Source organism: Brevibacterium sp. FAM 27836 (assembly GCF_051351055.1).
Lineage (GTDB): Bacteria > Actinomycetota > Actinomycetes > Actinomycetales > Brevibacteriaceae > Brevibacterium.
In genome coordinates, this window is record NZ_CP195711.1 from 1,376,283 (window position 1) to 1,400,441 (window position 24,159).

Annotated in this window: 22 protein-coding genes; 13 read left to right on the top strand and 9 right to left on the bottom strand. The window is 65.8% G+C overall.

Features of this window, described 5'->3' with window-relative positions:
* The first annotated feature begins 51 nt into the window (after window positions 1-51).
* A complete protein-coding gene (locus ACSE4D_RS06275; RefSeq protein ID WP_436326807.1) occupies window positions 52-1,503 on the top strand; it encodes a helix-turn-helix domain-containing protein in 1,452 nt (483 codons plus the stop codon).
* A 92-nt stretch (window positions 1,504-1,595) separates the two neighbouring features.
* On the opposite strand, the gene ACSE4D_RS06280 is transcribed toward ACSE4D_RS06275, so the two are convergent.
* From ACSE4D_RS06280 to ACSE4D_RS06295, 4 genes are all read right to left on the bottom strand, one after another.
* Window positions 1,596-2,342 carry an alpha/beta hydrolase gene (locus tag ACSE4D_RS06280; RefSeq protein ID WP_436326808.1) on the bottom strand — a complete coding sequence of 249 codons (747 nt, stop codon included), beginning with the start codon at window positions 2,340-2,342 and terminating at the stop codon, window positions 1,596-1,598.
* A 96-nt stretch (window positions 2,343-2,438) separates the two neighbouring features.
* A complete protein-coding gene (locus ACSE4D_RS06285) occupies window positions 2,439-3,641 on the bottom strand; it encodes an IS110 family transposase (protein WP_436326809.1) in 1,203 nt (400 codons plus the stop codon).
* Window positions 3,642-4,429: 788 nt separating this feature from the next.
* On the bottom strand, window positions 4,430-5,449 hold the full coding sequence (locus ACSE4D_RS06290; protein ID WP_436326810.1) for an ABC transporter substrate-binding protein: 1,020 nt from the start codon (window positions 5,447-5,449) through the stop codon (window positions 4,430-4,432).
* Between the two features lie 144 nt (window positions 5,450-5,593).
* The gene (locus ACSE4D_RS06295) at window positions 5,594-7,105 is read right to left on the bottom strand and encodes an FAD-dependent oxidoreductase (protein WP_436326811.1); all 1,512 of its coding nucleotides are present in this window, start codon (window positions 7,103-7,105) and stop codon (window positions 5,594-5,596) included.
* Window positions 7,106-7,142: 37 nt separating this feature from the next.
* Here ACSE4D_RS06295 and ACSE4D_RS06300 point away from each other — a divergent pair, with 37 nt between their 5' ends.
* On the top strand, window positions 7,143-8,531 hold the full coding sequence (locus tag ACSE4D_RS06300; RefSeq protein WP_436326812.1) for a site-specific DNA-methyltransferase: 1,389 nt from the start codon (window positions 7,143-7,145) through the stop codon (window positions 8,529-8,531).
* A gap of 103 nt (window positions 8,532-8,634) precedes the next feature.
* On the opposite strand, the gene ACSE4D_RS06305 is transcribed toward ACSE4D_RS06300, so the two are convergent.
* Window positions 8,635-9,264: a TetR/AcrR family transcriptional regulator gene (locus ACSE4D_RS06305; RefSeq protein WP_436326813.1), complete on the bottom strand. Its 630-nt coding sequence runs from the start codon at window positions 9,262-9,264 to the stop codon at window positions 8,635-8,637.
* Between the two features lie 43 nt (window positions 9,265-9,307).
* Between ACSE4D_RS06305 and ACSE4D_RS06310 the strand changes: the two genes are divergently transcribed.
* The 3 genes from ACSE4D_RS06310 to ACSE4D_RS06320 all read left to right on the top strand — a co-directional run bounded on the left by ACSE4D_RS06310 (window position 9,308) and on the right by ACSE4D_RS06320 (window position 11,532).
* A complete protein-coding gene (locus ACSE4D_RS06310) occupies window positions 9,308-10,270 on the top strand; it encodes an ABC transporter ATP-binding protein (RefSeq protein ID WP_436326814.1) in 963 nt (320 codons plus the stop codon).
* Complete coding sequence (locus ACSE4D_RS06315) at window positions 10,267-11,115, top strand: hypothetical protein (protein ID WP_436326815.1); 849 nt, start codon at window positions 10,267-10,269, stop codon at window positions 11,113-11,115. The genes ACSE4D_RS06310 and ACSE4D_RS06315 overlap by 4 nt, the downstream gene beginning before the upstream one ends.
* Before the next feature lie 120 nt (window positions 11,116-11,235).
* A complete protein-coding gene (locus ACSE4D_RS06320) occupies window positions 11,236-11,532 on the top strand; it encodes an antibiotic biosynthesis monooxygenase family protein (protein ID WP_436326816.1) in 297 nt (98 codons plus the stop codon).
* 94 nt (window positions 11,533-11,626) lie between these two features.
* Here ACSE4D_RS06320 and ACSE4D_RS06325 read toward each other — a convergent pair whose 3' ends face one another.
* Window positions 11,627-11,797, bottom strand: a complete 171-nt coding sequence (locus ACSE4D_RS06325; protein WP_436327119.1) for a TrkA C-terminal domain-containing protein — start codon at window positions 11,795-11,797, stop codon at window positions 11,627-11,629.
* A gap of 124 nt (window positions 11,798-11,921) precedes the next feature.
* Here ACSE4D_RS06325 and ACSE4D_RS06330 point away from each other — a divergent pair, with 124 nt between their 5' ends.
* Window positions 11,922-13,376 carry an APC family permease gene (locus tag ACSE4D_RS06330; RefSeq protein ID WP_436326817.1) on the top strand — a complete coding sequence of 485 codons (1,455 nt, stop codon included), beginning with the start codon at window positions 11,922-11,924 and terminating at the stop codon, window positions 13,374-13,376.
* A 449-nt stretch (window positions 13,377-13,825) separates the two neighbouring features.
* Here ACSE4D_RS06330 and ACSE4D_RS06335 read toward each other — a convergent pair whose 3' ends face one another.
* Entirely contained in the window at window positions 13,826-15,130 is a 1,305-nt protein-coding gene (locus tag ACSE4D_RS06335) for a glycine cleavage T C-terminal barrel domain-containing protein (RefSeq protein ID WP_436326818.1), read from the bottom strand.
* Window positions 15,131-15,273: 143 nt separating this feature from the next.
* Here ACSE4D_RS06335 and ACSE4D_RS06340 point away from each other — a divergent pair, with 143 nt between their 5' ends.
* Complete coding sequence (locus ACSE4D_RS06340; RefSeq protein ID WP_135540670.1) at window positions 15,274-16,134, top strand: methylenetetrahydrofolate reductase; 861 nt, start codon at window positions 15,274-15,276, stop codon at window positions 16,132-16,134.
* 29 nt (window positions 16,135-16,163) lie between these two features.
* On the opposite strand, the gene ACSE4D_RS06345 is transcribed toward ACSE4D_RS06340, so the two are convergent.
* On the bottom strand, window positions 16,164-16,913 hold the full coding sequence (locus ACSE4D_RS06345; protein ID WP_135540668.1) for an IclR family transcriptional regulator: 750 nt from the start codon (window positions 16,911-16,913) through the stop codon (window positions 16,164-16,166).
* 119 nt (window positions 16,914-17,032) lie between these two features.
* Between ACSE4D_RS06345 and ACSE4D_RS06350 the strand changes: the two genes are divergently transcribed.
* The 6 genes from ACSE4D_RS06350 (at window position 17,033) to ACSE4D_RS06375 (ending at window position 23,376) form a co-directional block, all read left to right on the top strand.
* Window positions 17,033-17,845: an IclR family transcriptional regulator gene (locus ACSE4D_RS06350; protein ID WP_436326819.1), complete on the top strand. Its 813-nt coding sequence runs from the start codon at window positions 17,033-17,035 to the stop codon at window positions 17,843-17,845.
* Between the two features lie 138 nt (window positions 17,846-17,983).
* Window positions 17,984-20,497, top strand: a complete 2,514-nt coding sequence (locus tag ACSE4D_RS06355) for a GcvT family protein (protein WP_436326820.1) — start codon at window positions 17,984-17,986, stop codon at window positions 20,495-20,497.
* Between the two features lie 2 nt (window positions 20,498-20,499).
* Window positions 20,500-21,285 (top strand): electron transfer flavoprotein subunit beta/FixA family protein, encoded by a 786-nt coding sequence (locus ACSE4D_RS06360; protein WP_135540658.1) that lies wholly within the window; start codon window positions 20,500-20,502, stop codon window positions 21,283-21,285.
* Complete coding sequence (locus ACSE4D_RS06365) at window positions 21,285-22,301, top strand: electron transfer flavoprotein subunit alpha/FixB family protein (protein WP_240689923.1); 1,017 nt, start codon at window positions 21,285-21,287, stop codon at window positions 22,299-22,301. The genes ACSE4D_RS06360 and ACSE4D_RS06365 overlap by 1 nt, the downstream gene beginning before the upstream one ends.
* 138 nt (window positions 22,302-22,439) lie before the next feature.
* The gene (locus ACSE4D_RS06370; RefSeq protein ID WP_135540655.1) at window positions 22,440-22,835 is read left to right on the top strand and encodes an acyl-CoA thioesterase; all 396 of its coding nucleotides are present in this window, start codon (window positions 22,440-22,442) and stop codon (window positions 22,833-22,835) included.
* 142 nt (window positions 22,836-22,977) lie between these two features.
* Entirely contained in the window at window positions 22,978-23,376 is a 399-nt protein-coding gene (locus tag ACSE4D_RS06375) for a VOC family protein (protein ID WP_135540653.1), read from the top strand.
* A 14-nt stretch (window positions 23,377-23,390) separates the two neighbouring features.
* Here ACSE4D_RS06375 and ACSE4D_RS06380 read toward each other — a convergent pair whose 3' ends face one another.
* Entirely contained in the window at window positions 23,391-24,116 is a 726-nt protein-coding gene (locus ACSE4D_RS06380) for a helix-turn-helix domain-containing protein (RefSeq protein WP_135540651.1), read from the bottom strand.
* Window positions 24,117-24,159: the final 43 nt, after the last annotated feature.

Sequence of the window (24,159 nt, forward strand, 5' to 3'; positions counted from 1 at the left end):
ATACTGATTTTCACGCATGTGAACCAGCGCACAGAAACGATTGGAGCCGCCTTGGTCAGCATTAGAGCGGAAGTCGAAGACGAGGAACAGCAGACCGATCCCTTGAGCATCGGCAGAAGAATACGGTTTTTTCGAAAACAACGCGGGCTGACACTGAATGAGCTGGGACAGGAAGTCGGGCGTGCAGCCTCGCAGATCTCGACGATCGAGAACGGTAAGCGAGAAACTTCTGTCACGCTCCTCGCCGCCATCGCCAAGGCCCTGAAGACCGATGTCGCCGACCTCATCGATCCCGCCCCGATCGACGACCGGCAGGCTCTCGAACTCGAAGCCGAACGCAATCAGGCCTCGCCGATGTACTCCTCCCTGGGACTTCCGCAGGTGAGGATCAAATCGCTGCCGGCGGATGCGCTCGAGGCGATCGTCGGTCTGCAGCGTCAGCTCGGCGAGGTCCTCGAACGTCGCGCGGCCACCCCCGAAGAAGCGCGGCGGGCGAACCGTGAGCTGCGCGATCGGATGAAGGAGAAGAACAACTACTTCGCCGAGCTCGAGGCCACCGCCGCCGAGTTGCTCGACCTCGTCGGCTACGAATCGGGCACGGTCTCGCAGCGGCAGACGGCACTCATCGCCGAGAAGCTCGGATTCAGCCTCCACTACGTCTCGGATCTGCCCGAGTCGACCCGGTCGATCTCGGACACCGCGAACAAACGGCTCTACCTGCCCAACTCCGATGCCGCTTTCGACCCGCGTTCCCACCTGCTCATGAGTCTGGCCCCGCACGTGCTCGGCTATGACTCCCCGAAGGACTTCCATGAGTTCCTCCAGCAGCGGGTGGAGGCGAACTATCTGGCTGCGGCAATCCTCCTGCCCGAGTCTGCGGCCGTGCCGATCCTCGAAGAGGAGAAGAAGAAGCGGGTGCTCTCGGTCGAGCACCTGCGCGATATGTTCGGCGTCGGCTACGAGATGGCCGCCCACCGGTTCACGAACCTCGCCACCGAGCACCTCGGCCTGCCCGTCCACTTCATGAAGGTGCACAACTCGGGCACGATCCACAAGGCGTACTCGAACGACGGCCTGCCCTTCCCCACCGATCCGCTCGGCGCGATCGAGGGCCAGTTCGCGTGCAAACGCTTCACCTCACGCACGGTCTTCCGCGTCGCCGACCGCTTCAGCCCCTACTACCAGTACACCGACACTCCGCAGGGTTCGTATTGGTGCACGGCCCGCGTTCTGCCCGGCGGTGACTTCGCCATCAGCGTCGGCGTCCCATTCTCCCACGTCCGTTGGTTCGAGGGTCGGGAATCACCGATCCGATCGCAGTCAGGATGCCCGGATCCGTCCTGCTGCCGGCAGGCCCCGGACGACCTGGCCGAGAAATGGGAGGACCAGGCGCTGCCGTCGGCCCGCATGCACGCCTCGCTGCTGGCCGCGGTTCCGCCCGGCGCCGTGCCCGGCGTCGACGACACCGAGGTCTACGAGTTCCTCGAACGCCATTCCGGCTGATCGTCGACAGAGATCGACGGCACAGGAATCCCACGCCGAGGCGGCTCCCCCCACTCCGGGCGCCCCGTGACCGAGGCCGGTGAGCGTTCGGATCATTCCGCCAGGACTTCGGCCAGGCGGACGAGCATGAGTTCGCGCCACCACAGGTATTCGTGCCCGCCCACAAACGGTCGAGACACGATATCGATGCCGCCAGCGGCGAACTCCTCGGTGGCCTCGGCGACCGAGTCTGCAATGACCGTCTCCAGGGTCCCGTGGTCGACACAGAATGTCGGATGCGCGACGGCCTCGAGGGGCTCCGACTCGTGGGACTCCGACTCCACGTCGGTGCCGTCAGATTTGTCGTCGGATCGGCTCGGCGCGAGGTCCCAGATCCTGCGCCCCTGGTCATCGGATTCCCAGAACGACGGTGAGAGGCAGATCCCGCGGAATGCTTCCGGGTGCCGCAGGGAGAAGAAGGCCGCGGCCAGTCCGCCATATGAGGCACCCGCGACGATCGTCCGCGCTTTGACGTCCGGCGCGGTCCGACGGACGAGCGCGAGGACATCGTCGCAGAACCTCGGATTCATCACGAGGTCGTCGGCGCGCTGACCGATGGCCGCGTCCTCGTCAGGGCCGCCCTCCCTGACGGGAGCGTGGTCGACGGCGATGACCACGGACGGCGGGGACACCAGCTCGTCGATCCCCGTGAGCAATCCCCCGCGAATGAACCGCTCCCCGTCGAAGACGATGAGCACCGGCGCCGAGGCGGGACCTCGCTGCGGTCGGTGGATCCAGATCCGCCTCGGTGAGGAACCGAGGGTGACGACGTGCTCTTCGGTGGTCGGTCGACCGTCCACGGCCTCGTCGAGTGCCTGCGATGTCGGCTCGTCCCCGGCTCCACGGGGTGCCTGCGATGTCGGATCGGCCCCCCCCCCCCCCCGTTACATTCATTGTCAAGCAGCAGCCGGGGTCTTTGTCTCGTAGAAGACCCCATGCTTGACCATCGCAAATAGCACGTTCAACCGGCGACGAGCCAGACACATCACCGCCGCGTTGTGGCGTTTGCCCTCAGCCCGTTTCCGGTCGTAGTAAGCCTTCGACAATGGGTCATGACACGACGCCACCCACGCCGAATGGAACAACGCATTCTTCAACCGTTTGTTCCCCGCTCGCGACGGGAACTCACCCCGTATCGAGGTTCCCGACCGACGCGTGACCGGTGCAATACCGGCATACGCTGCCAAATGGCCGGCAGTTTTGAACGCAGAGAAGTCTCCGGCTGCCAGGAGGATCTGGGACGCGGTCTTAACGCCGATTCCCGGCATGGACGTTAAGACCTGAAGAAGAGGGAGCGAATCCGCTAACTCCTCAGCTTCGACCTCGATCTCCTTACGTTCGGCCTTCAACGCCTTGATCCGTATCGCATGTCGTGGCACCACTGACTCCGATGCCTCGGTACCCGGCACAACGACAGTCTGTTCGGCCAGTGCCTCAAAGATGGCGTCGATGAGGGCTGATGGGTCCTTGCGAGTGTGGTTCTTCGCCCACCGTTTCACCCCCGACTTCCCAGCCGCCCGTAGACCAGCCGGCCCGCGATAACGAACCAACAGATCTAACACGATCGTCCTGGTCAGGACCGTGCCCTTGAAGACACACTCCAACGCTGGATGGATCTGCAACAACAGAGACCGCAGCCGGTTGATCGCTCTCGTGATGTCATGAGCAAGGTCCTCATCCGTACCGGCCAGGACCTTGAGATTGGCCAAAACGTCGGACTCACGATCAACGGATCGAAGCGTGTGCGGCATAGTTCTGGCGGTGTCGGCGATGATGAACGCATCCCTGGCATCGGTCTTCGCCTGGCCCGGGTACAGGTCGGCTGCTTTGCGCATCGCAAGCCCAGGCAGGTAGGCAATATCGGCACCACAATCCCTGGCAACCGCGACGGGAAGCGCACCGATAGTGTTGGGCTGGTCGACGATGACGAGCACTCGGCCATACTCGTTTTGCAGACTCGAAATCACGGCCCGAAGTGCGGCCTCATCCTGCGGAAGCTCGTGATCATAGACCCGCTCACCAGCCGGATCGAGTCCGCACCCGTGATGGCTGGTTTTACCGACGTCGAGGCCTAACCACACGTCGTATTCGGTGTTCATGACAGTCCTCCTCGACCATCCAAACCAGTGGCCGTTGGTTGTCATGACACCCGATGCTGGCACCCACGTTACGACGAGACCTCAGTTCAACTGGGCCGAGCCCCTATCAGCAGTCAACGCGCGTCCTGGATTCCTGGCGGCAGCACCCCCCGGATCATCAATGACAGGGAAACCAAGCCATACCAGGACCAGCGACCAGACCCCGGTTAGGGCCTATGAATAAATATAGGGGCACCCCCCCCCAGTGCACCTCCGATGCCGGTTCGTCCCCGCCGGTCCAGATCAGCGGCCGTGCATCGGGTGCGGAGATTTCGAGGACCTGCGTCCTGCGCATGTCCGTAACCTCGCGCAGGCCGTGGTCACCGGCGGGGACGAATCCTCGCTCGAGAGCATCGAGCCAGGTCGGACGGTCGGCGACCTGGAGCCCGCGGGGCACAGGCAGGAAGCGCAGAGCCCCACGGTATCCGCGTGGAACCGTCAGCTCGATCGAGTGCGTCGTCGCCTCGGCACCATCGGCTCCGTCGCCACCGTCGGTTCCGTCGACAACGCCTGCCGGGACGGAGCGCCGGACCATGATTCCGCCCGGCACATGGCGTCGGTCCGTGACGCCGTTGAGGGAAGCGAAGATTTCGCGCTCAACCCCGGGGGCCGCCTCGGCGGGGATGTGCGAGGCCGGCAGAATCACCCGAAGCGTCCAGTCCTTGTCCGGACCGCCGTCGGTCCACGTGCACAGTGCGGGCGTCGTGCCGTTCTGCTCCGCCGGAGCATCGGCCGCGCTCTGGTCTCCGTCATGATCCGACAGCTGCCTTGTCGAGCTTCTCAGCGATGGGGCCGACGATCTCGGGCAGCGCGAGCGCGGAGACGGAGCGCAGCCCGCGCCACTCCTCATCGGTCGGTTGGTAGAAATGTCCGCCCTCAACGGTCGGCAGGCTTGAGAAGGTGGGGACGCCGTCGTACTTCTTTCGCAGCTTCGGGTCGGGGAAGTAGCCGACGAGGATGTCGGACTGCAGGACGTCGAGCTTCTCCAACGACAGGCTTTCGGGCACCTTCCCCGCCGTCATATCGTCTGCCACCGGGTCGAGTTCGAGTCCGAGTTCGCTGAAGAACTGCACGGTGGCTGCGTTCCGGTCGGAGAGCACACCCACCTGGTCGGGACTGTGGAAGAGCGCGACGAGGAACGATCTGCCGTCGAGATCCGGGTGTTCCTTCGCCGCATCATCGATCGCCGTCTGCGCCGTTTCGATCGCCTCCTCGCCCACGTCCTCCGCGTCGAGAACGGTCGAGACCCGCTCGGCCTGCGACCGCCAGCTGTCGGGGTGGCCCTCCTCGGCCGTGGCCAGGGTCGGCGCGATCTCGCTGAGCTGTTCGTGAGTATCCTCGCCGATGATGGTCCCCGTCGCCAGGATCAGATCGGGTTCCCACGCAGCGATGTCCTCGAACGGGATCGTGTCTTCGGTCGACCACTTGAAGAGCTCCGGGTCGTCTCCGCCGAGTTCGGCGATGGTCTCCTGCGCCCACGGCATCACCGGTTCGACCGGGGCTTCCGTCATCGCTACGGGGACCACGCCGGCCGCCAGCGCTGCGTCCGCATCGGAGACGGAGAGTGCGACCACGCGTTCGGCCCCGGCGATGTCGACGGAGCCGAAGGCGTCGTCGACGCTCCCCGCACCCGTCTTCCCTGACTCTGCATCCTCGGCGGATCCTCTTCCGCACCCGGTGAGAGCGAGGGCGAGCGCGAGGGAGACAGCCGCAAATCGGCGCATCGGCCGGTCGGAGAAGGTCAGGACAGAGGAAGGGCGGGTTGCCATCGGGAGCGGTATCGCTTTCACGTGAAGTTTGGTTAGCCTCGGCTAAGTTACCACATGAGCAGTCTGCGCCCCAGTGCGACCCTGCGGCGATATCAACGCGACCAGGTGAGCACGGAAGAAGCGTTGACTTCGCGCTGCGGATCCTCAGCGGGTCGTGTTCTCGAAGGCCCGATCGACGATCGTTTCGGCGATCGCCAGCGCCGAGGTGGCTGCCGACTTCGGCACGGATCTGACCATGGTCAGCCTGCCGCGCCTGGTCACGGCCAGTTCGTCGATGAGTTCGCCGTCGGCGGTCATCGCCTGAGCACGGACTCCGCGAGGTCCGGAGGTCACGGTGTTCGGATCGACCTCGGGGACGAAGCGGCGGATTCCGTCGACGAAGGCGGTCCTGCTCACCAAAGGTCTGACTCCGCGGGCCGCTGTCTTCGCGGTCTGGGCGGCGAACTTCCAGAAACCTTTGTTTCTGGCGGTCGAGCTGATATCGGCGAGGTCGAATCCGCGCCGGTCGTAGGATTCGCGGCCGAGGGCGACGAAGGTATTCGGTCCGAGGATGAGCCCGTCGTCGAGCCCGCGGACGATCGAGGTTTCGGTGAAGGGAGCCTGCGGGTCGGGAACGGATCCGATGATGCCGCGGACCACCTCAGTGTCGGTGGCCGGGATCCGATAGTAGTCGCTGGTGAACGGCACGATCCGCGGTTCGGCATCCAGTCCGGCGGCGGTCGCGAGGCGATCGGCCTGGAGACCGGCGCAGACGATGACGATGTCGAAGGTGCCGAGCACCTCTTCGGGGGCAGTGTCCCGGCCGGAGCTGTCGCGGTGTGGGGCATCATTCTGTCCGCTGTCGGGGCGCGCATCCCATGAGCGCCGATCGTCACGACGCGACCAGGAGTCCGAGAGCTTCTGTGTCCACTCCCCGATCGTCGATTCGGCCTGCTTGAACCAGTTCTGCTGCCCGAAGCGATCGCGCAGCTCATCGCCGATGCCGATGACCGGGTCGTGCCCCTCTTCCCCGCGGTATGTGCGCGGCCGGTCGCGGACCTGCTCGTCGCGGTCGTCAGAACTGGCCGTGGCGTCGTCTGCCGGAACCGGGCGTCCGCGCAGTCGGACTTCGTTGCTCATGGTGTCGAAGCCGGTGACCTCGGTGCCGAAGCGAAATGTCCCTCCGGCGGCACGCACATCGGAGGCGAGCGCGGCGGTGAGCGCCGCGAAGTCCGCGATGGCCGCATGGGGTGAGAAGAGGCCGAGGACTCCTCTCACGGCCGGTTCGACGGCTCCGATCTCGTGGCGTTCGAGCAGCCGCGCGCCGGGGACCTCATTGTCCTTGGCGCGGGCGAAGATCTCTTCGAGTCGTTCGGCTTCGTCGGTGTTCTGCGCGATGAGCAGCTGAGCGCATTCCCGGTAGGGCACGCCGGCCTCGGCCATATAGGGGATGAGCAGCTGGAGGCCGCGCTTGGTGAGTTTCGCTTCGGCCGAACCGGGCTTCTGATCGAGTCCGGAGTCGACGATTCCGGAGGTGTGCCCGCTTTGATGTGCGGCGACGATTTCGGCCCTGTCGAAGACGGTGACCTCAGCGTCGGGGAACCTAATGGTGACTTCGCGGGCGGCGGCGACGCCGAGGATGCCGGCACCGACGACGGCCACTCGTGAAATACTCATACAGCAATCTTGGCACCGTTCGGGTTGAAGGAGAAGGATGACGACCGTCTTGGAGTGGCCGGGCAAGGCCGCCGTCTTCGCCCTGGGTCGCCGCCTCATTGCGGATTCCGAAACCGGGCCCAGCCTCGGTGAGGGTGAGCGGGAACCCGAGCCCAGCCTCGGCGAGGATCGACCATGGCTTCGGGATAGCGACGGTGCCGCCCATGCTCCCGATCCGCACGAGAATCTCCTCGTCGTCGGGGACAATCTGCCGGCGCTGCAGGCGCTGCTGGCCACGCATCGTGGGCGGGTCAAGGTCGTCTACATCGATCCGCCGTACAACACGGGCAATGCACATACCTATAAGGATCACGGGCACGATCACGCCAGTTGGCTGTCGTTCATGACGCCGCGGCTGCTGCTGGCTCGCGAGCTCATGCGCGAGGACGGAGTGTTATTCCTCCATCTCGACGACAAGGAGAGCGCGTGGGCGCAGCTGCTCGGGCACGAGATCTTCGGTGAGGACAATTCGCTGGGCACGCTCATCCATCAGCGCGCGAAAGGCGGGGGCAATGCCCGGTCGTTCGTGCGCGGGCACGACTATGTGCATGTGTGGGCCCGCGATGCGAGCCGGGTGGGGCCGTTCCTCACGGAGAAGAAGTCGCCGGCGAAGCTTGAGGTCATCGACGGCAGGCGGATGCTCGTGGAGACCGATGTGCTCCGCGCCGGCTTCGGCCGGTATGCGCGCGGGTCGGAGCGGCGGCTGATGTACGAGGACATCGTCGCGGTCAAGGGTGAGAAGAAGCTCGCCGAGGTGGATGCGAAGCTGGCATCGGGCGAGTACATCCTGCGACCCTGGGGCACAGAGGGCAAGCATGCGGTGGTGCGGGTGACCCCGGCGGAGAAGGCGAGTTCGAAGCTGTACTCGATCATCAAGGCGCTCGGCGGGCAGAACGATCTGGAGCCGCTGGGCCTGGCGGGTGTGTTCAGCTATCCGAAGCCGGTCGAGCTGGTCAAGGCACTCGTGGCCTCGCAGACGTTCTTCGATCCCGATGCCATCGTCCTCGATTTCTTCGCCGGGTCCGGGACCACCGCGCAGGCCGTCATGGCCGCGAACGAACGGGATCAGGGTTCTCGATCGTTCGTGCTCGTGCAGACCCCGGAGCCGCTGCGATCGAAGAACGCGAAGGCCGTGGTGGTCGGTGACATCGCTGGTGAGGGTGGGGCCGACGCAGACACCGACGGGCCGGCAGCGGCAAGCGCGGCTGGTCCGGCTATGACCGGTGGCGACGCTGAATTCCCGACGATCAGTGAACTCACCGCCGAGCGCATCCGCCGTGCCGCCGACATCCACTCCCCCGGCCTGGCATTCACCCAGCTCGAGGTCGTCGAGGCCACTGGGACCGTCAGGGGCGCCCAAAACCTTCCCGTCGCACCTTCCGACTGATTTGTTGGGTCGATCCACGGTGTTTTCGACGTCCAGAACACCGTGGATCGACCCAACAATCGCCTTCGGGAGCGCCTCGCCCAAATGATCTCGAAAAGCAGGGTCAGTTTGCGACCAGTGGTGCCAGTTCCGCTTCGAGGATCGCCTTCGCCGAGACGGCGCTGCGCTCATCGAGCATGACCTCCTGAGCCAGTCCCTTACCCAAGGCGATCATCCGCATCGCCCACGTTGTCGCGACCTCGCCATCGGTGCCACCGGCGTCATCGGCGTGAGCAGCCCCATCGCCCTCGCCGACCGCCCGATAGAGACGGATTCCGAGCTCGAGAGTCGCACGATCACTGGCACGGATGATGTCGGCGATCTGCTCGTCCATCACCGCCCGGGCGACGTAGGTGTACCACACGGATGCACCGATGCGCATCGTCTCACCAGTGGGTATGAATGCGAAACAGAACTCACGGAGCGCACTCACCGCTTTGGCGGAACCGGGGTCGGACGACGCATCGGCACCTTCCGGACCTGCCGCCTCGGCGCTGTCGACGATCTGACGGCACCCCTCGAGGATGAGCTCACTGCGCGAGGGGAAGTAATGCTGCACACGACCGATGGAGATGCCTGCCGCCTCGGCGACGGAACGGAACGACACCCCGTCGATCCCTTTGAGATAGATGACCTGCCACAGGGCATGGACGATCTCGGTGCGGCGCTGGGCATGGTCGACGATCTTCGGCATCCTCCCACTTTACAATACGTTCAACTTGCATCATTATTGCAGTATGAATGTATTGCCATCGGTCGATGAAGGCATCTCGGTCCGCGGTCTGACGAAGAGCTACGGCGGACACCGCGTCGTCGACGAACTCAGCTTCGACGTCGCACCTGGCCAGGTGACGGGGTTCCTCGGCCCCAACGGCGCGGGCAAATCAACGACTCTGCAGATGGTCATCGGCCTCACCTCACCGGACTCCGGCAGCGCAGCCGTCTACGGCCGCCCCCTGCCGGAGCACACGGAACCCGCACGCATCGCCGGGGCGTTCCTCGGCGCCGAACACATGCTGCCGGGGCTCACCGCACGAGGACATCTCGGCTGGATCGCCGCGGCGGCGGGAACCGCACCCGCCCGGATCGACGAGATGCTCGACCTCGTCGACCTCACCCGCGCTCGCTCCCGCCGCGTCTCACAGCTGTCACTGGGCATGCGTCAGCGGCTCGGCATCGCCGCCGCCCTCCTCACCGACCCCGCGGTGCTCATCCTCGACGAACCGCTCAACGGGCTCGACCCCGCCGGAATCACGTGGCTGCGATCGCTCCTCACGGATTTCGCGAGCACAGGCAGAACGGTGCTGCTGTCGAGCCATCTGTTGCGGGAGATGGAGCTCATCGCCCATCACGTCATCATCATCCGCGACGGCGCCCTCATTGCAGACCGGCCCCTCGAGGAGCTGCGGCGGGAATCCTCAAGCCGGGTGCAGGTGGAGGGGACGAACCTCTCCCCGTTGCTCGATCACCTGCGGGCCGAGGGCATCTCGGTCGGTCCCGACGGATCGGGCACTCACGCCACGATCGACGGACTCGAGCCCGTCGAGATCTTCAGGCTCTGTGTTCGCCTCGGAGTCGAACTCACAGGGCTCGCGACCGAGGAACGCGGCCTCGAAGGCACGTTCCTCGGTCTCACAGACTCCGGCGACGATCGGCACAGACACACACTTCGACATCCGATACAGGGAGCGACGGCATGACCACGACACCACCGACCATCCCGGTCCCTCCGCGAGCATCGGCCGCACCGATCACCGCTCGACCCAGCTGGATACGTGCCGAATGGGTGAAGTTCTGTGACCTGCGACGGTCGCGTCAGCTGCTCATCGTCACCCTCATCGCGGGCGCGGTCTCGGCCGTGCTGCTCGTGCTCACCATTCCCGCCACCCGCGGTGCTCCGCTGTCGGAGACCAGCACCGAGGATGTGCTCTCGGCCAGCGTCCTCGGCGTCGATGCCGCCGCGGCCGTGCTCGTCGTCCTCGCGGCATGGTTCGCCGGGGGCGAGTTCCGCACCGGCGCGATCACCGAGACCCTGCTGCGCGCCCGCAGGCGATCAGGCATCGTCGCAGCGAAGGCCGTCGTCATCGGCGCGGCCTCCACGGTCGCCGCCATCGCCACGGCCGTAACCGTCACGATCAGCGGCACCCTCCTCGCGGCCACGCTCGCCGGGGCCGACTGGTCGGAGGTCCTCGCCGCGGCTGGCGGCCCGGACCATCTGCGGCTGGCGTTCGGCAGCACGCTCCTGCCCGTAATCTATTCGCTCCTCGCGGTCTTCGGTGCGGTCATCTTCCGCTCGGTCACCGGCGGAGTGCTCACTCCGCTTGCCCTGCTGGTCGGGTCCATGTTCGCCGGCTGGCTGCCGGAAGGGTTCGCATCCGTGGTTCGACCGCTTCTGCCCTTGGGTGCCGTGCACAATATCAGCGGGGTCGCGGAGGCGGGAGGGACCGAGCACGTCGGTGTCCTTCCGGCCCTCGTCGTCCTCGTTGCTTGGATCCTCGGCGGGGCAATGCTGGCAATGTGGCGTCTGCGCCGACAGGACTTCTGACGACTGTTCTGCGACCCGACCTGAGACTCCGCAGGCGAACAGTCGGACTCCTCAGACAGCATTCGGGTCGAAGCCGTAGGGTCGGGGTGACTCAGCTGTCCGAACCGAATAGGAGCAATCATGTCAGTCGTCGCCATCAACGCCCTCTCCGTTCCCGAACAGGCCCGGGAAGAGCTCGAGAAGCGCTTCGCCGAACGCAAGCATTCGGTCGACGGGGCTCCCGGATTCGAAGGCTTCCAGCTGCTGCGCCCGGTGGCCGGCGGGGACCAGTACTTCGTCTACACCCAGTGGGCAACACGTGAGGACTTCGAGAACTGGCGCTCCAACCGCTCATCCGCCCACGAGTCCGGCGGAAAGAAGCCGGTCTCCGAGCAGGCGAATCTCCTCGAGTTCGAGGTCGTCGACCTCGGCGACTGATCCTCGCGAGCTCCCGAGGTTCCGGCGCTCACCACCGCGGCGCCGCCTCGGCGAATGACCGTCCGTGCAGCACAACGGACCCAAGGACGTCGGCCTACGCGTCGGCGTCCTTGTCCAATTCACTGAACGCTTCGACCTTCTTCGGGCTGCCGGCCACGAGGATCTCATCGTCGGCGTAGAGAGTGACATCTCGATCGGCGATGTCCCAGGGGCTGCCGCCGCGACGTTTGAACGCGACGATCGTGACGTCGTACCTCGTGCGCAGACAACTCCCCGGTAATGGTCAGAATCCTGCTACTCTGCCTTATCGGAACTGCCGCGATTCGGCTCATGCCCGCGGCACGGCCCAGCATCTGTTCGTCCATCCACAGAGAAGTGTCGAGGTAATCATGAGTCAACCGCAGGCAACAGCAACAGATCGAGACCACGGCTTCGTCAAGGCCCTCGGCTCGATCGATGCGCTCTTCATCGGCTTCGGTGCCATGATCGGCTTCGGCTGGGTCGTCCTCACCGGTGAATGGCTGTCCGGCGCCGGCACCATGGGCGCCATCCTCGCCTTCGTCGTCGGCGGCATCATCATGTGCTTCGTCGGCACCGTGTACTCCGAGCTCGTGGCCGCCATGCCGCATGCCGGGGGCGAGCACAACTACCTCATCCGGGCGATGGGACCCCAAGTCTCCCTCTTCGGTTCGTGGGCGATCACCGGCGGCTACATCAGCGTCGTCATGTTCGAAGCTGTGGCCGTGCCGAAGACGGCCCTCTACCTGTTCCCGGATCTGGAGTTCGTCAAACTGTGGACGATCGCCGACTTCGACGTCTACCTGACCTGGGCCCTTGTCGGCACGGTCACCGCGATCATCATCTCCTGGATCAACATCCGCGGTGTGAAGGTCGCTTCACTCGTGCAGACCTTCGTCGTCTCCTTCCTCATCATCGTCGCCCTCATGCTCTTGGCCGGCGGTCTCACCGGCGGCGAGGCGGCCAATGCCGAGCCGCTGTTCACCGGGGGCGGGTCCGGCTTCATCGCCGTCGTCGCGGTGGTCCCGTTCCTCTTCGTCGGCTTCGACGTCATCCCGCAGTCAGCGGAGGAGATCAACCTGCCTCCGGCGAAGATCGGCAAGCTCGTCGTCGCCTCGGTGCTCATGGCGATCACCTTCTACGTCATCATCATCTGGATGACGTCCCTGGCTATGCCCGCCTCGGAACTGGCCACGCACGACCTTGTCACCGCTGATGCCCTCGCGGTCATGTTCAACTCGGCGATCTGGGGCAAGCTCGTCATCGCTGGTGGTCTGGCCGGCATCATCACCTCGTGGAACGCCTTCCTCATGGGGTCGTCTCGCCTCATGTGGGCGATGGCCGTGGCCGGAATGATCCCGGCCTGGTTCGGCAAGCTGCACCCGCGCTACCGCACCCCGGTCAACTCGATCCTCTTCATCGGAGCGCTTTCGGCGCTGGCACCGTTCCTGGGTTCGGCGGCCCTGGGGTGGATCGTCGACGCGGGTTCGCCCGCGATCGTCATCGCCTACTTCCTCGTCAGCGTCGCCTTCCTGGTCCTCCGCAAGCGGGAACCTGCGATGGACCGCCCGCTGCGCATCGGCGGCAAGGGCAACTCCGGTTTCGCCATCGGTGTCATCTCGGCCGTGCTCACGCTCATCCTCTTCGTCCTCTACCTGCCGATCACCCCGGTCTCCGCACAGCTGGCGTGGCAGTCGTGGGCGATGTTCGGACTGTGGCTGATCATCGGCGTCGTGTTCATGTTCCGTCTGCCGCGCGGCGTCAAGCCCGGCCCGAACGCCGAGAACGAACTCCTCGCAAAGGTCAAGGCCCTCCGCGGAAAGTGAACCTGTGAGCCGCCGCGTGAGGTGCGGCCGGTCGACCGGGAAGCCATCATTCGCCCAGGCGGTTCGCAGTTTCACCGAGACGGGACGCTCTGATCCGCTTCACCGCCGCGTAGCACCGTCCCCCTCCCCTCACCTTGAGCCACATCCCGCACCACTACTGGCGCTCCGCACCGGGGGTCGCACCCCTTACCTTCAGCGACATATCACCCCTTTGCACCGGGGTGGTTTGTCGCTGAGAGTGAGGGGCGCTCTGTCATCGGTAGGAGAAGCCACTCCGGGTGAGGGATGCTGGCATTGCCAACGGGAGGATTCGGCACCAACGGTGCGTGATGCCGCTGCTCTGAGCCGACTGTCGCGCCCGAATATCCGAGCGCATCCGGGCATGCGAACGCGGTCGCCGGCTTTGCGCAACGGCGACCGCGCTCGGTCCTGGGGCAGCGGGAGTCGGCTCAGACTGCGGCGTCGAGGCCGCGCATCTTCAGGCGCTCACGCTGGTTGGGGTTCACGCTCGGGCGGAACGGCATCTCGACCACCTCGGCGCGAACCGGGACTCCGGGAGTATCTGCGAACGGCTCCGGCAGATGCACCCAGTATTCGGTGCCGAGCTCGGTTGCCGACACCGGCACATGGGCCATCGCGATATTCGCTTCGAGTTCCGGCGAATACCACGGCGACGTCACGTACCCGACCGCCTCACCGTCAGCGGCAGCGGAGACGAGCCAGAAGTCCGGGGCATAGTCCGTGATCGGCTTGCCACCGACCAACAGGCCGACCAGCTGCGTGCGATACGGCGGAGTGCCGGCCTCGATCAGCCCACGCACCTCCTCGAGCCTGGCCTTGCCGATATAGTCGGCTTCCTTCTTACGCGGCACCTGGTAGGACAGGTTGACCTGGAACGGAAGTGTCTCGAAGTCCATGTCCTGGCCCCAGGAGAGGATGCCGGCGGCGATCCTACGGTGATGGCTGGGAGCGACGACCTTGAGGTTGTACGGCGCACCGGCTTCCAGCACGGCGTTCCACATATCCTCGGCGTACTTCGTCGCATCCCTGAGGTAGATCTCGTAGCCCTTCTCACCGGTGAATCCGGTCTGGGAGATGATGACGTCGCGGCCGCCGACCTGGGCTTCCATGAGTCCGTAGCTCGGCAGTGTGCGCCCCTCCTCTCCGACGAGATCGGCGATGACGTCGACGGACTTCGGGCCCTGTACCTGCACTGGTGCGACATCGATCTCGCCGATCGTGACGTCGAACCGCCCGCCGACGTTGACCCCCTGCAGCCAGAGCATGAGGTCGGTGTCGGAGAGGCTGAACCAGAATTCGTCGATGCCGACCCGCAGGAGGATCGGATCGTTGAGGATGCCTCCGGCTTCGTTGCACAGGATGACGTAGCGGGCGCGCATCACGGGGATCTTCGTTGCGTCACGAGTGATGACGAAGTTGACGAACGCCTCGGCGTCGGGGCCCTTGACCTGGATCTGCCGTTCGACGGCGACGTTCCACAAGGTCACATCGTTGACGAGGGACTGGTACTCGGCCATCATCCCGCCCTCTTCGCGGGGAATGTAGCCACGTGGGTGGTACATCCGGTTGTAGATCGATGCCCGCCAGCATCCTTGCTGCATGGACAGTTCCCAGTACGGGGACTTGCGGACGCGGGTGTCGATGAGCATCTCGACCGGGGTCGGGCCGGATTGACGTAGGTTGATCGGGACTTGTCTGTCGCTTTGGTCCACTGTGGGGACGTTGTTGTCCATGGTGTTCCCCCTGCTCGCACAGTTTTATATTATGGAACTCAATTCCCATATCATGGGTATAATGAGTGTAGGATCGAAGACACCGGGACGCAAGGGACTCGGAATCCGAGTTTCATGAATCGACCTCCGCGAAGGAGACGAAGATGTCACAGGAAACGCTGCGCACACTTCTCAGCACCGCTCGCTACGAGATACTGCCCACGGCGGGAATCGTCGAACGCGTCGGCGAGTACGTCGCGCCCGGCCGCGAGATCACGGTCACCGCATCGACGGGGCTGACCCTCGAAGCGACCCTGTCGACGGCCGAGCAGCTCCAGGCCCTCGGCTTTCGCGCCGTCCCCCATATCGCCGCACGGATGATCCAGGGCCGATCCGAGCTCACCGAGATCGTCGATCGACTCGCCGAGGCGGGGGTCGACCGGATCTTCGTCCCCGCCGGTGACGCCACTCCCCCGGCCGGCGGGTACGTCGGAGCGCACGACCTCCTCGTCGACCTCTCTAGCATGGCCGCCCCGTTCCAGCACATCGGCGTCAGCGCCTACCCGGAATCGCATCCGGTCATCGCCGATGACGTGACCATCCAGGCGATGTGGGACAAGCGCGACTACGCCACGCACCTCGTGTCGAATCTGTGCTTCGACCCGGCGGTCGTCGCATCATGGGTGGCCAGAGTGAGGGCGCGCGGCATCGAGCTGCCGCTCATGCTCGGCATCGCCGGCAAAGTCGAGCTGACGAAGCTCGCTCGGGTGGCGACGAAGATCGGGGTGGGCGAGTCCACGCGGTTCCTGCGGAAGAACACCGCGACCTTCACACGGATGGCCAAGCCCGGCGGCTACAACCCGCGGAAGTTCCTCGACAAGCTCGCTCCGGTTCTCGATGACCCGGCCATGGGCGTGGCGGGTCTGCACATCTACACGTTCAATCAGATCAAGGACACGGAGATCTGGCGGCGCAAGCAGCTCGCGCCCCTCGGAGGGGCAGAGGAATTCACCAGCCTGCAGTAGATGCGGGTCGGATCGGCTGCGCCGCCCTCTTAATGGTGGGTGACCTTGCGCTTGAGGCTGCGGGACAGCAGCCCCGCCTCGTCGGCGAGCAGAGCGCCGAGGCGGTCATGGTGCTCGGCGATGCGCATCGTCGGCCCCGAGATCCCCACGGCCGCGACGACGTCGCCGTCGACACCGAACACGGGTGCCGCCAGGGCGTCGAGGCCGATCTCGAACTCCTCGTGCACGATCGCGTATCCGCGCTCGCGCACCTCGGCGAGGTCATCGGTGAGCTCTTTGCGCGAACCCAAGGTCCGTTCGGTGCGACGCTCGAGCCGACCGGTCGGCAGCGGAATGATGTCGAAGGCGTACATGACTTTCCCCAGTGCTGAGCAGTGCGGCGGAACATCGACATCGGCCCAGTTCGTCGCACCGAGGACGAAGGTCGAATCGACCTGGGCGATCTGCACGACCCCGTCTGCGCTCGGCACGGCCAGGTTGACCGTCTCGCCGGTCTCCTCACTGAGGCGCTGCAGGGTCGGATCGGCGGCGGAGACGAGGTTCTCCACACGATCGAAACGCGAGGCATAGGTGGCGAAGAGGGAGCCGCCGCGATAGAGGCCGTCACCGTCACGCTCGACCAGACCATTGCGCTCGAGCGCGGAGAGCAGACGGGAGACCGTCGAACGGGCCAGCTCCGTGGCCCCCACCACCTCGGTGTAGGAGATCGGTTCGTCCGCCTTCACCACCAGCGACAGGATCTCTGCCGCCCGGTCGATCGACTGGGTCCCATTGGTCATCGTGCTCAACTCCGTCGGGGAAAGTAGGCCGGCGGGCTCTCGTCCTGCCGACCGCACTCACCCTACCCCACGCCCGCAGGAGTCTGTTCGGGTTGTGCCACGTGCGTTACAGTTTCGAAATGAGCAACAGCGCATCTCGCCGGGACCCCGCACCCGAGCCCACTCCCACCTCGGCGCCGGGCTCCGTCCAGTCCGTCGATCGGGCGGTGACGATCCTCGAGATCATCGCCCGCACCGGGCTGGCAGGAGTCACCGAGATCGCCAAGGAACTCGGCGTCCACAAGTCGACGGCCTCACGCATCGTCTCCACCCTCGAGGCCCGGGGACTCGTCGAGCAGGATCAGCTGCGCGGCAAGTACCGACTCGGCTTGGGCATCCTGCGGCTGGCCGGTGCCACGACCGCGCGCCTCGACATCGTCCACGAGGCCAGACCGATCACGAAGATGCTCGCCGAGGAGACCGGGGAGACGATCAACATCGCGGTCCTCTCCGACGGCGCCGCCCTCTATCTCGATCAGGCCTCAGGCACGTCCTCGGTGCAGAGCCACAACTGGGTCGGTCAACGCATTCCCCTGCACGCGACCTCGAACGGCAAGGTCCTGCTCTCGGGTCTGAGCGAGGCCGGCATCCGCTCCGTCCTCGGCACCCGGCTCCAGTCCTACACACCCCAGACCGTGACCTCGCTGCCCCGGTTGATGACAGAGATCGCCGAGGTGGTCGAGCGGGGGTCCTCGGTCGTCATCGATGAGCTCGAGGTCGGGCTCACCGCAGTCTCCGCCCCCGTGCGCAATGCGCATGGCGATGTCATCGCTTCCATTTCGGCTTCGGGGCCGAGCTTCCGCTTCAGCGACAAGGAGGTCGAATCGGCCAGGACGATGCTGGTCAGGGCCGCCGCCGACATCTCCTCGCGGCTGGGCTGGCGCGAGCACTGAGCCTGCCGGAAGAAAACCCTTGACACACCCTCGGCGGCGAGGCACGATCAGGATACGAAGTTCCACATAGCGCACCAAGTTGCACAGTTCGCAACATCGCAGGTGAAGGCAGAGTAGCCTTCAGAGAGGAGCCAGCCCATGGCTTCCGTCCCCGCCCAAGCCAGCGTCGTCGTTGTCGGAGCCGGCATCGTCGGCAACAGTCTCGTCCATCATCTCGCCGAACTCGGCTGGACCGACATCGTCCAGGTCGACAAGGGCCCCTTGCCGAATCCCGGCGGATCGACCGGGCATGCCTCGAACTTCATCTTTCCCGTCGACCATTCTCGTGAGATCACCGACCTCACCCTCGACAGCATGCGCCAATACAAGGACCTCGGCGTCTTCACCGAGTCCGGCGGCTTCGAGGTCGCCCGCACCGAAGAGCGCATGCAGGAACTGCGACGGCGCATGGCCTCGGCGCGAGCGTGGGGAATCGAATCCGAGCTGGTCAGCCCCGCCGAGGTCGCTCAGAAGGTGCCGTTCCTCGACCCCGATGTCATCGTCGGCGCCTTCTGGACGCCGACGGTCGGAGTCGTCGACTCCGTGCGTGCCGGCGCGATGATGCGCGAATCCGCACAGGCCAAGGGCGCCCTGACTGTCTCGCCCAACACCGAGGTGACCGATATCGATGTCGAGGACGGTCAGATCGTCCGCGTGCACACGTCGAAGGGCGCCATCGAGACGAACCGCGTCCTCGTTGCCTGCGGTGTGTGGAGTCCGCGCATCGCGGCCATGGCCGGTGCCGCTATCCCCCTCACACCCGCAGTGCACCAGATGATCAGTGTCGGCCCGGTGCCGCAGCTGGCCGAGACCTCCGGCGAGATCACCTTCCCGATCGTGCGCGACATGGACACCTTCTGCTACGAACGTCAGCACGGCTCGGACATGGAGATCGGCTCCTACGCCCACCGCGCGATCCTCCACGAGCCCGATGAGATCCCCTCGATCGAGGCCGCGAAACTCTCTCCCACCGAGATGCCCTTCACCGACGAGGACTTCGACCCGCAACTCGAGCAGGCACTTGAACTCATGCCTGAAGTGCTGTCGAACCCTGAGGTCGAGATCCGCTATGCCATCAACGGACTGCTCTCGCTGACTCCCGACGGTCCCGCGATCCTCGGCGAATCTCCCCAGGTCAAGGGCCTGTGGTCGGCGGCTGCCGTCTGGGTCAAGGAAGGACCGGGAGTCGGTCGGGCCGTCGCCGAATGGATGACGACCGGGCTGCCGGAGATCGACGTCCAAGCCGCCGACATCGCCCGCTTCCATTCCCACCAGCGCACCCGCGCACACGTGCGGGCCCGGACCTCGGAAGCGTTCAACAAGACCTACGGCATCGTCCACCCCGGTGAACAGTGGGCCTCCGACCGCAATATCCGCCGCTCGCCCATGTGGCAGCGGGAGAAGGACCTCGGAGCGGTCTTCTTCGAAGCCGGCGGGTGGGAGCGACCGCAGTGGTTCGAATCGAATGCGCCGCTGCTCGACGAGTTCGGTGACGCCGTCATGGAGCGCACGGCCGAATGGGACGCCCGCTGGTGGTCACCGATCATCAACGCCGAACACCTGGCCATGCGTGAACGCGCGGGCCTCGTCGATCTCTCGAGCTTCGTCATCTTCGACGTCTTCGGACCCGCCGCTCTCGATGCGGTCCAGCACATCGCCTTGGCGCAGATGGACGTATCCGTCGGTCGCGTCGTCTACACCCCCATCCTCGATGAGGGCGGCGGCTTCCGTTCGGACCTGACCATCATGCGCCTGGCCCACGACCGATTCCGCGTCGTCACCGGTGCCGCCCACGGCATGGTCGATGTGAAGTGGTTCTCCGACCGGCTGCCCGAGACCGGCGCGCAGATCGCCGATCTCACGAGTTCGTGGACGACGATCGGACTGTGGGGGCCACGTTCTCGCGACATCCTCGGCGCGCTCACCACTGCCGATGTCTCTCATGAGGGCTTCAGGTTCGGTACCGCACGAACCATCGAGGTCGGTTCGCTCGAGGTGCTCGCCTCCCGCATCTCCTATGTCGGCGACCTCGGCTGGGAGCTCTATGTGCCGATGGAGTCGGGGCTGAAGCTCTGGGACGCGCTCATGGAAGTCGGTGGGCAGCACGGGCTCGTGCCCGTCGGTCTCGGCGTCTACAGTACGACCGGCCGAATCGAGAAGGGCTACCGGGCTTTCGGCGCCGAACTCGACTCCGAACGCACCGTCGTCGAAGTCGGTATGAGCAGGCCGAAGGTCAAGTCCCAGGACTTCATCGGCAGGGCCGCCCACCTGCGCCACCGCGAGGAGGACCCGCAAACCGTGCTCTGCTCACTCACCGTCGACGATCACACGAGTTCAAGCGGTGAGAAGCGCTACATGCTCGGAGGCGAACCCATCGTCTCCGCGGACGGCCAGCCGCTGGTCGACGGTCACGGCCGCCGGGCCTATGTCACTTCGGCGGGTTCGGCTCCGAGCCTCGGAAAGCACGTCCTCGTGGCGTTCCTCCCACCCGCCGAGGCGGTGCTGGGCAACCGTCTCCAGGTCGTCTACATGGAGGAGTTCTACCCGGTGACCGTGGCAGCGGTCGATTCGACGCCGCTGTTCGACCCCGACAACGAGTGCATCAGGAGATAGCCATGAACATCCTCGTGTGCATCAAACGCATCCCCGATATCGCCGGGCAGGTCACCCTTGACGGTGCGGAGACCGGCATCGACGAATCCGGTCTCGGCCACACCATGTCCTCCCATGAGGAATGCGCCGTCGAGCTCGCCATCCAGACCGCCGCGGCCACCGGTGGCAAGGTCACCGTGCTCACCCTGGGCCCTGCCGAGGCGGTCGAACAGCTGCGTGCGGCGGCAGCCGTGGGTGCGAACGACGGAATCCTCATCGAAACGGCCGATCCCGATGCCTTCGGACCCGAGGACATCGCCCAGGTCATCGCCGATGTCGTCCGCGATCGTGCCGAACAGGGCCAGGAGTTCGATCTCGTGCTGCTGGGCAATGATGCTGCCGACACCGGCGACTTCCAAGTGCCGATCCGGCTCGCCTACGAACTCGAATACCCGGTGCTCACGAGCATCCAGACACTGAGCCCCACGGATGGCTCGGCCGCCTCGGGCGGGATCGAGGCCCGCGGGATCGGGCCGGCCGGTGCCGAGCTCTTCTCCGTCGACCTGCCCGCCGTCATCGCCGTCCAGGAGGGCGGAGTCGACCCCCGCTACCCCTCGATCACCGGGCGGATGAAGGCGAAGAAGGCGCCCATCGCCGAATACGACGCACCCGATCCCGGAGCGGGCAATCCACGGATGAGGCTCGAGCTGCCGCCGGAGAAGACGAGTGCGGTGACCATCCTCGGCGAGGGCCCCGATGCGGCACCCGCCTTGGTCGATGTTCTGGAAGAGATCGGGGTGCTTCGGTGATGACTCTCGTATTCGTCGAAACAGATGAGACCGGTGCGGTGCAGCTGACTTCCGCCGAGGCGGTCACCTTCGCCCGCATCCACGCCGCCACCCTCACCTCCTTGCTACCCGACGGCGGCGCAGCAACCTCGCGCGAGGTATCTGGGACGCCGTCGGGTAGTCCTGAAGGGGTGGTGGTGGGGCCGCTCAGCGACGCCGCCGTCGACGAGCTGGGGCGGCTGGGGGTGAGCGTCATCCACCACCTCCAGCATCCCGATCTCGAGGAGTACTCGGCGGCGGCCTGGGCGCAGGCCATCGTCGACATCGCCCCTGAGTCCGGCACACTGCTGGCTTCGGGAACACCTCGAGGAATGGAGCTCATGGCCCACGTCGCGGTGCGCACCGGTGAGCGGATGGCGGCGAATGTCATCGCCGTCGACGAGGAGGGGCTGCTGCGGCAGGTCTACGGCGGGACGGCGTTCGAACGGCTCCGGCTCGACGGCGACCTGCAGGTCCTCACGGTCGCCGGTCACGCCTGCTCTCCCGAGGAGACCGCGCCGACGACACCGCAGATCTACGACTACGAGCTCGAGGTCACCGAGGAGGACCTGCGCACCCGAGCGACACGGACCGAGGCCGAGGCCGCCGACGACACCTCCGGACTGACTCAGGCACGGGCCGTGGTCGGTGCCGGACGCGGGGTCGGTTCGGAGAACGGTTTCGTCGAGGTCCTCGAACTCGTCGACCACCTCGACGGAGCTCTGGGCGTCTCACGGGTGGTCACGGGGCTCGGCTGGCGGCCGCACGCCGAGCAGGTCGGGCAGACCGGCAGCCGGATCTCACCCGATGTCTACATCGCCTGCGGGATCTCCGGGGCCATCCAGCACATGGCCGGGATCGAGGGCGCGAAGACCCTCATTGCGATCAACACCGACGAAGAGGCGACCATGGTCCAGCGCGCGGACTACGCGATCATCGGCGATCTCCATGAGGTCGTCGGCGCCGTCAACGAGGAGATCCGCAACCGCCGAGGCTGAGGCTCGCTTCCTCCATGTGGGCCGTCACGGGCCAGGCGGGATTTCCCATTCGGAACTCTCTCCTGATTAACTGTGGAACGATCGTTCAGTTCGAGCACCGCTGCGCTCACGGCTGCCGCAGCGGACATGGAGGCATGCGTGAAGACATTCGAATACTCGCCCGAGGTCCGCTGGTCGGATCAGGACATGCTCGGGCACGTGAATAACGCACGGCTGATCACCATCGTCGAAGAGTGCCGTGTGCGGTGGATGCATGGGATCCGGGCCGGTCACATCACCGGCGGGGGTCTGCTCGTGGCCCACCAGTCCATCGATTACCTCGTGCCCGTCATGTACGGACCGAAGCTGACGATGACCGTGACGGTGAAGAAGCTCGGAAACTCCTCGTTCACCGTCAACACCCGGGGAGACCAGGATGGACGTCAGGTCTTCGACCATGACTGCGTGCTCGTCCACATCGACCGGGACACCTCCGAACCGACCCCGCTGACGTCCGATCTGCGCGCCGTGTTCGGGGAGTACCTGCAGGACTGAGCCTCGCCGCAGCGGCGACTGCTCCGCTCGCCCGAGGTTCACCGAGACTGCCCGGGCGCTTCGAGCCCACACGGACCGTGATGGTGCGAACATGGCCGATCTGTTCATGCTCACCAGCCGCGCTCCCGCATAGCCTGAAGGCATGAAACTCGACGCGATCTCAATCATCACTGCCGATATGCCCACAGCTGTCACCTTCTACTCCGCGCTCGGACTCGAGCTCACCGACGGCGGTCCGGAGGCGCCACACACCGAATTCTCCTCGGGCAGCCTCCGCATCCTCCTCGACACCGAGGCGGTCATGCACAGCATCGACCCCGACTGGACGTGGCCGACCGGCGGCCACAAGATGTCCCTGGCCTTCGACTGCTCCACGCCCGAGGCTGTCGACGCGACCTTCGCCGAACTCACCGGCGAAGCGGCGGGGCCCGCCGTGGCCGGGGTCGTCCACGAACCCTGGGACGCCTTCTGGGGACAGCGCTATGCCGTGGTCTCCGACCCCGACGGCAACAAGGTCGACCTCTTCGCGAGTCTCGGGTAGGCGCGCCGGCCCCGTCACCGCCCGAGCAGGGAGCGCTCATCGCGCCACAGGTGCGCCGCATCCGCGTAGCCGGCGCGCGCCGCAGCCGCGGTGCGGGTGTGGCCGGCAGTGAGGAATGCGCGAGCCGCCTGCCAGCGCAGGACCTTCGTCAGATGCTTCGGCCCGTACCCGAACCACTCCGCTGAGAGCCTGCGCAGCTGTCGGGGCGAGTACGCGAAGTCCGCGGCCACCTCGGCGACGGTCCTTGCCGGTGAGGCCATCCCGGCACCGAGGAGGCCGGCCATATCCATGGGGCGCCGGTCGAAGACGGTGCGGTCTGTCAGGACCGTCGCGATCGCGAGCAGCTCACGGGCGTGCGCACTCATCGGCTCAGCTGCGGCCTCCCCCGCCCGCCGTCGTGGCGAACCCGGCTCGTCGATCCCAGCCGCGCGTGCTTGGGCGGCGGCGACGATGCCCGGGGCGACGACTGCCTCGAGCGGGGTGACGCGATCGGCCAGCTCCGCCGCCGAGGTGGCCAGCAGTTGGGGAAGCACACCCGGACCGAAGCGGAGTCCGATCACGGGTTCTGGGGTGCCGGCGAAGCCGCGAGCGGTCGAATCGGCGCCGGCGATGATGATCGTCGGTCCGATGCGGATGAGGTCCATGCATCCGTCGGGGACGATGAGCGACTCCCCCGGCGTCTGCCCGATCGAGACCCACAGGCTCGCCTGCAAGCGGGGGATGTGGGTCTGTCGGTACACGGACTCGGCTCTCCTCGGCGGTCGGCGGTAAACTCGGAGACGA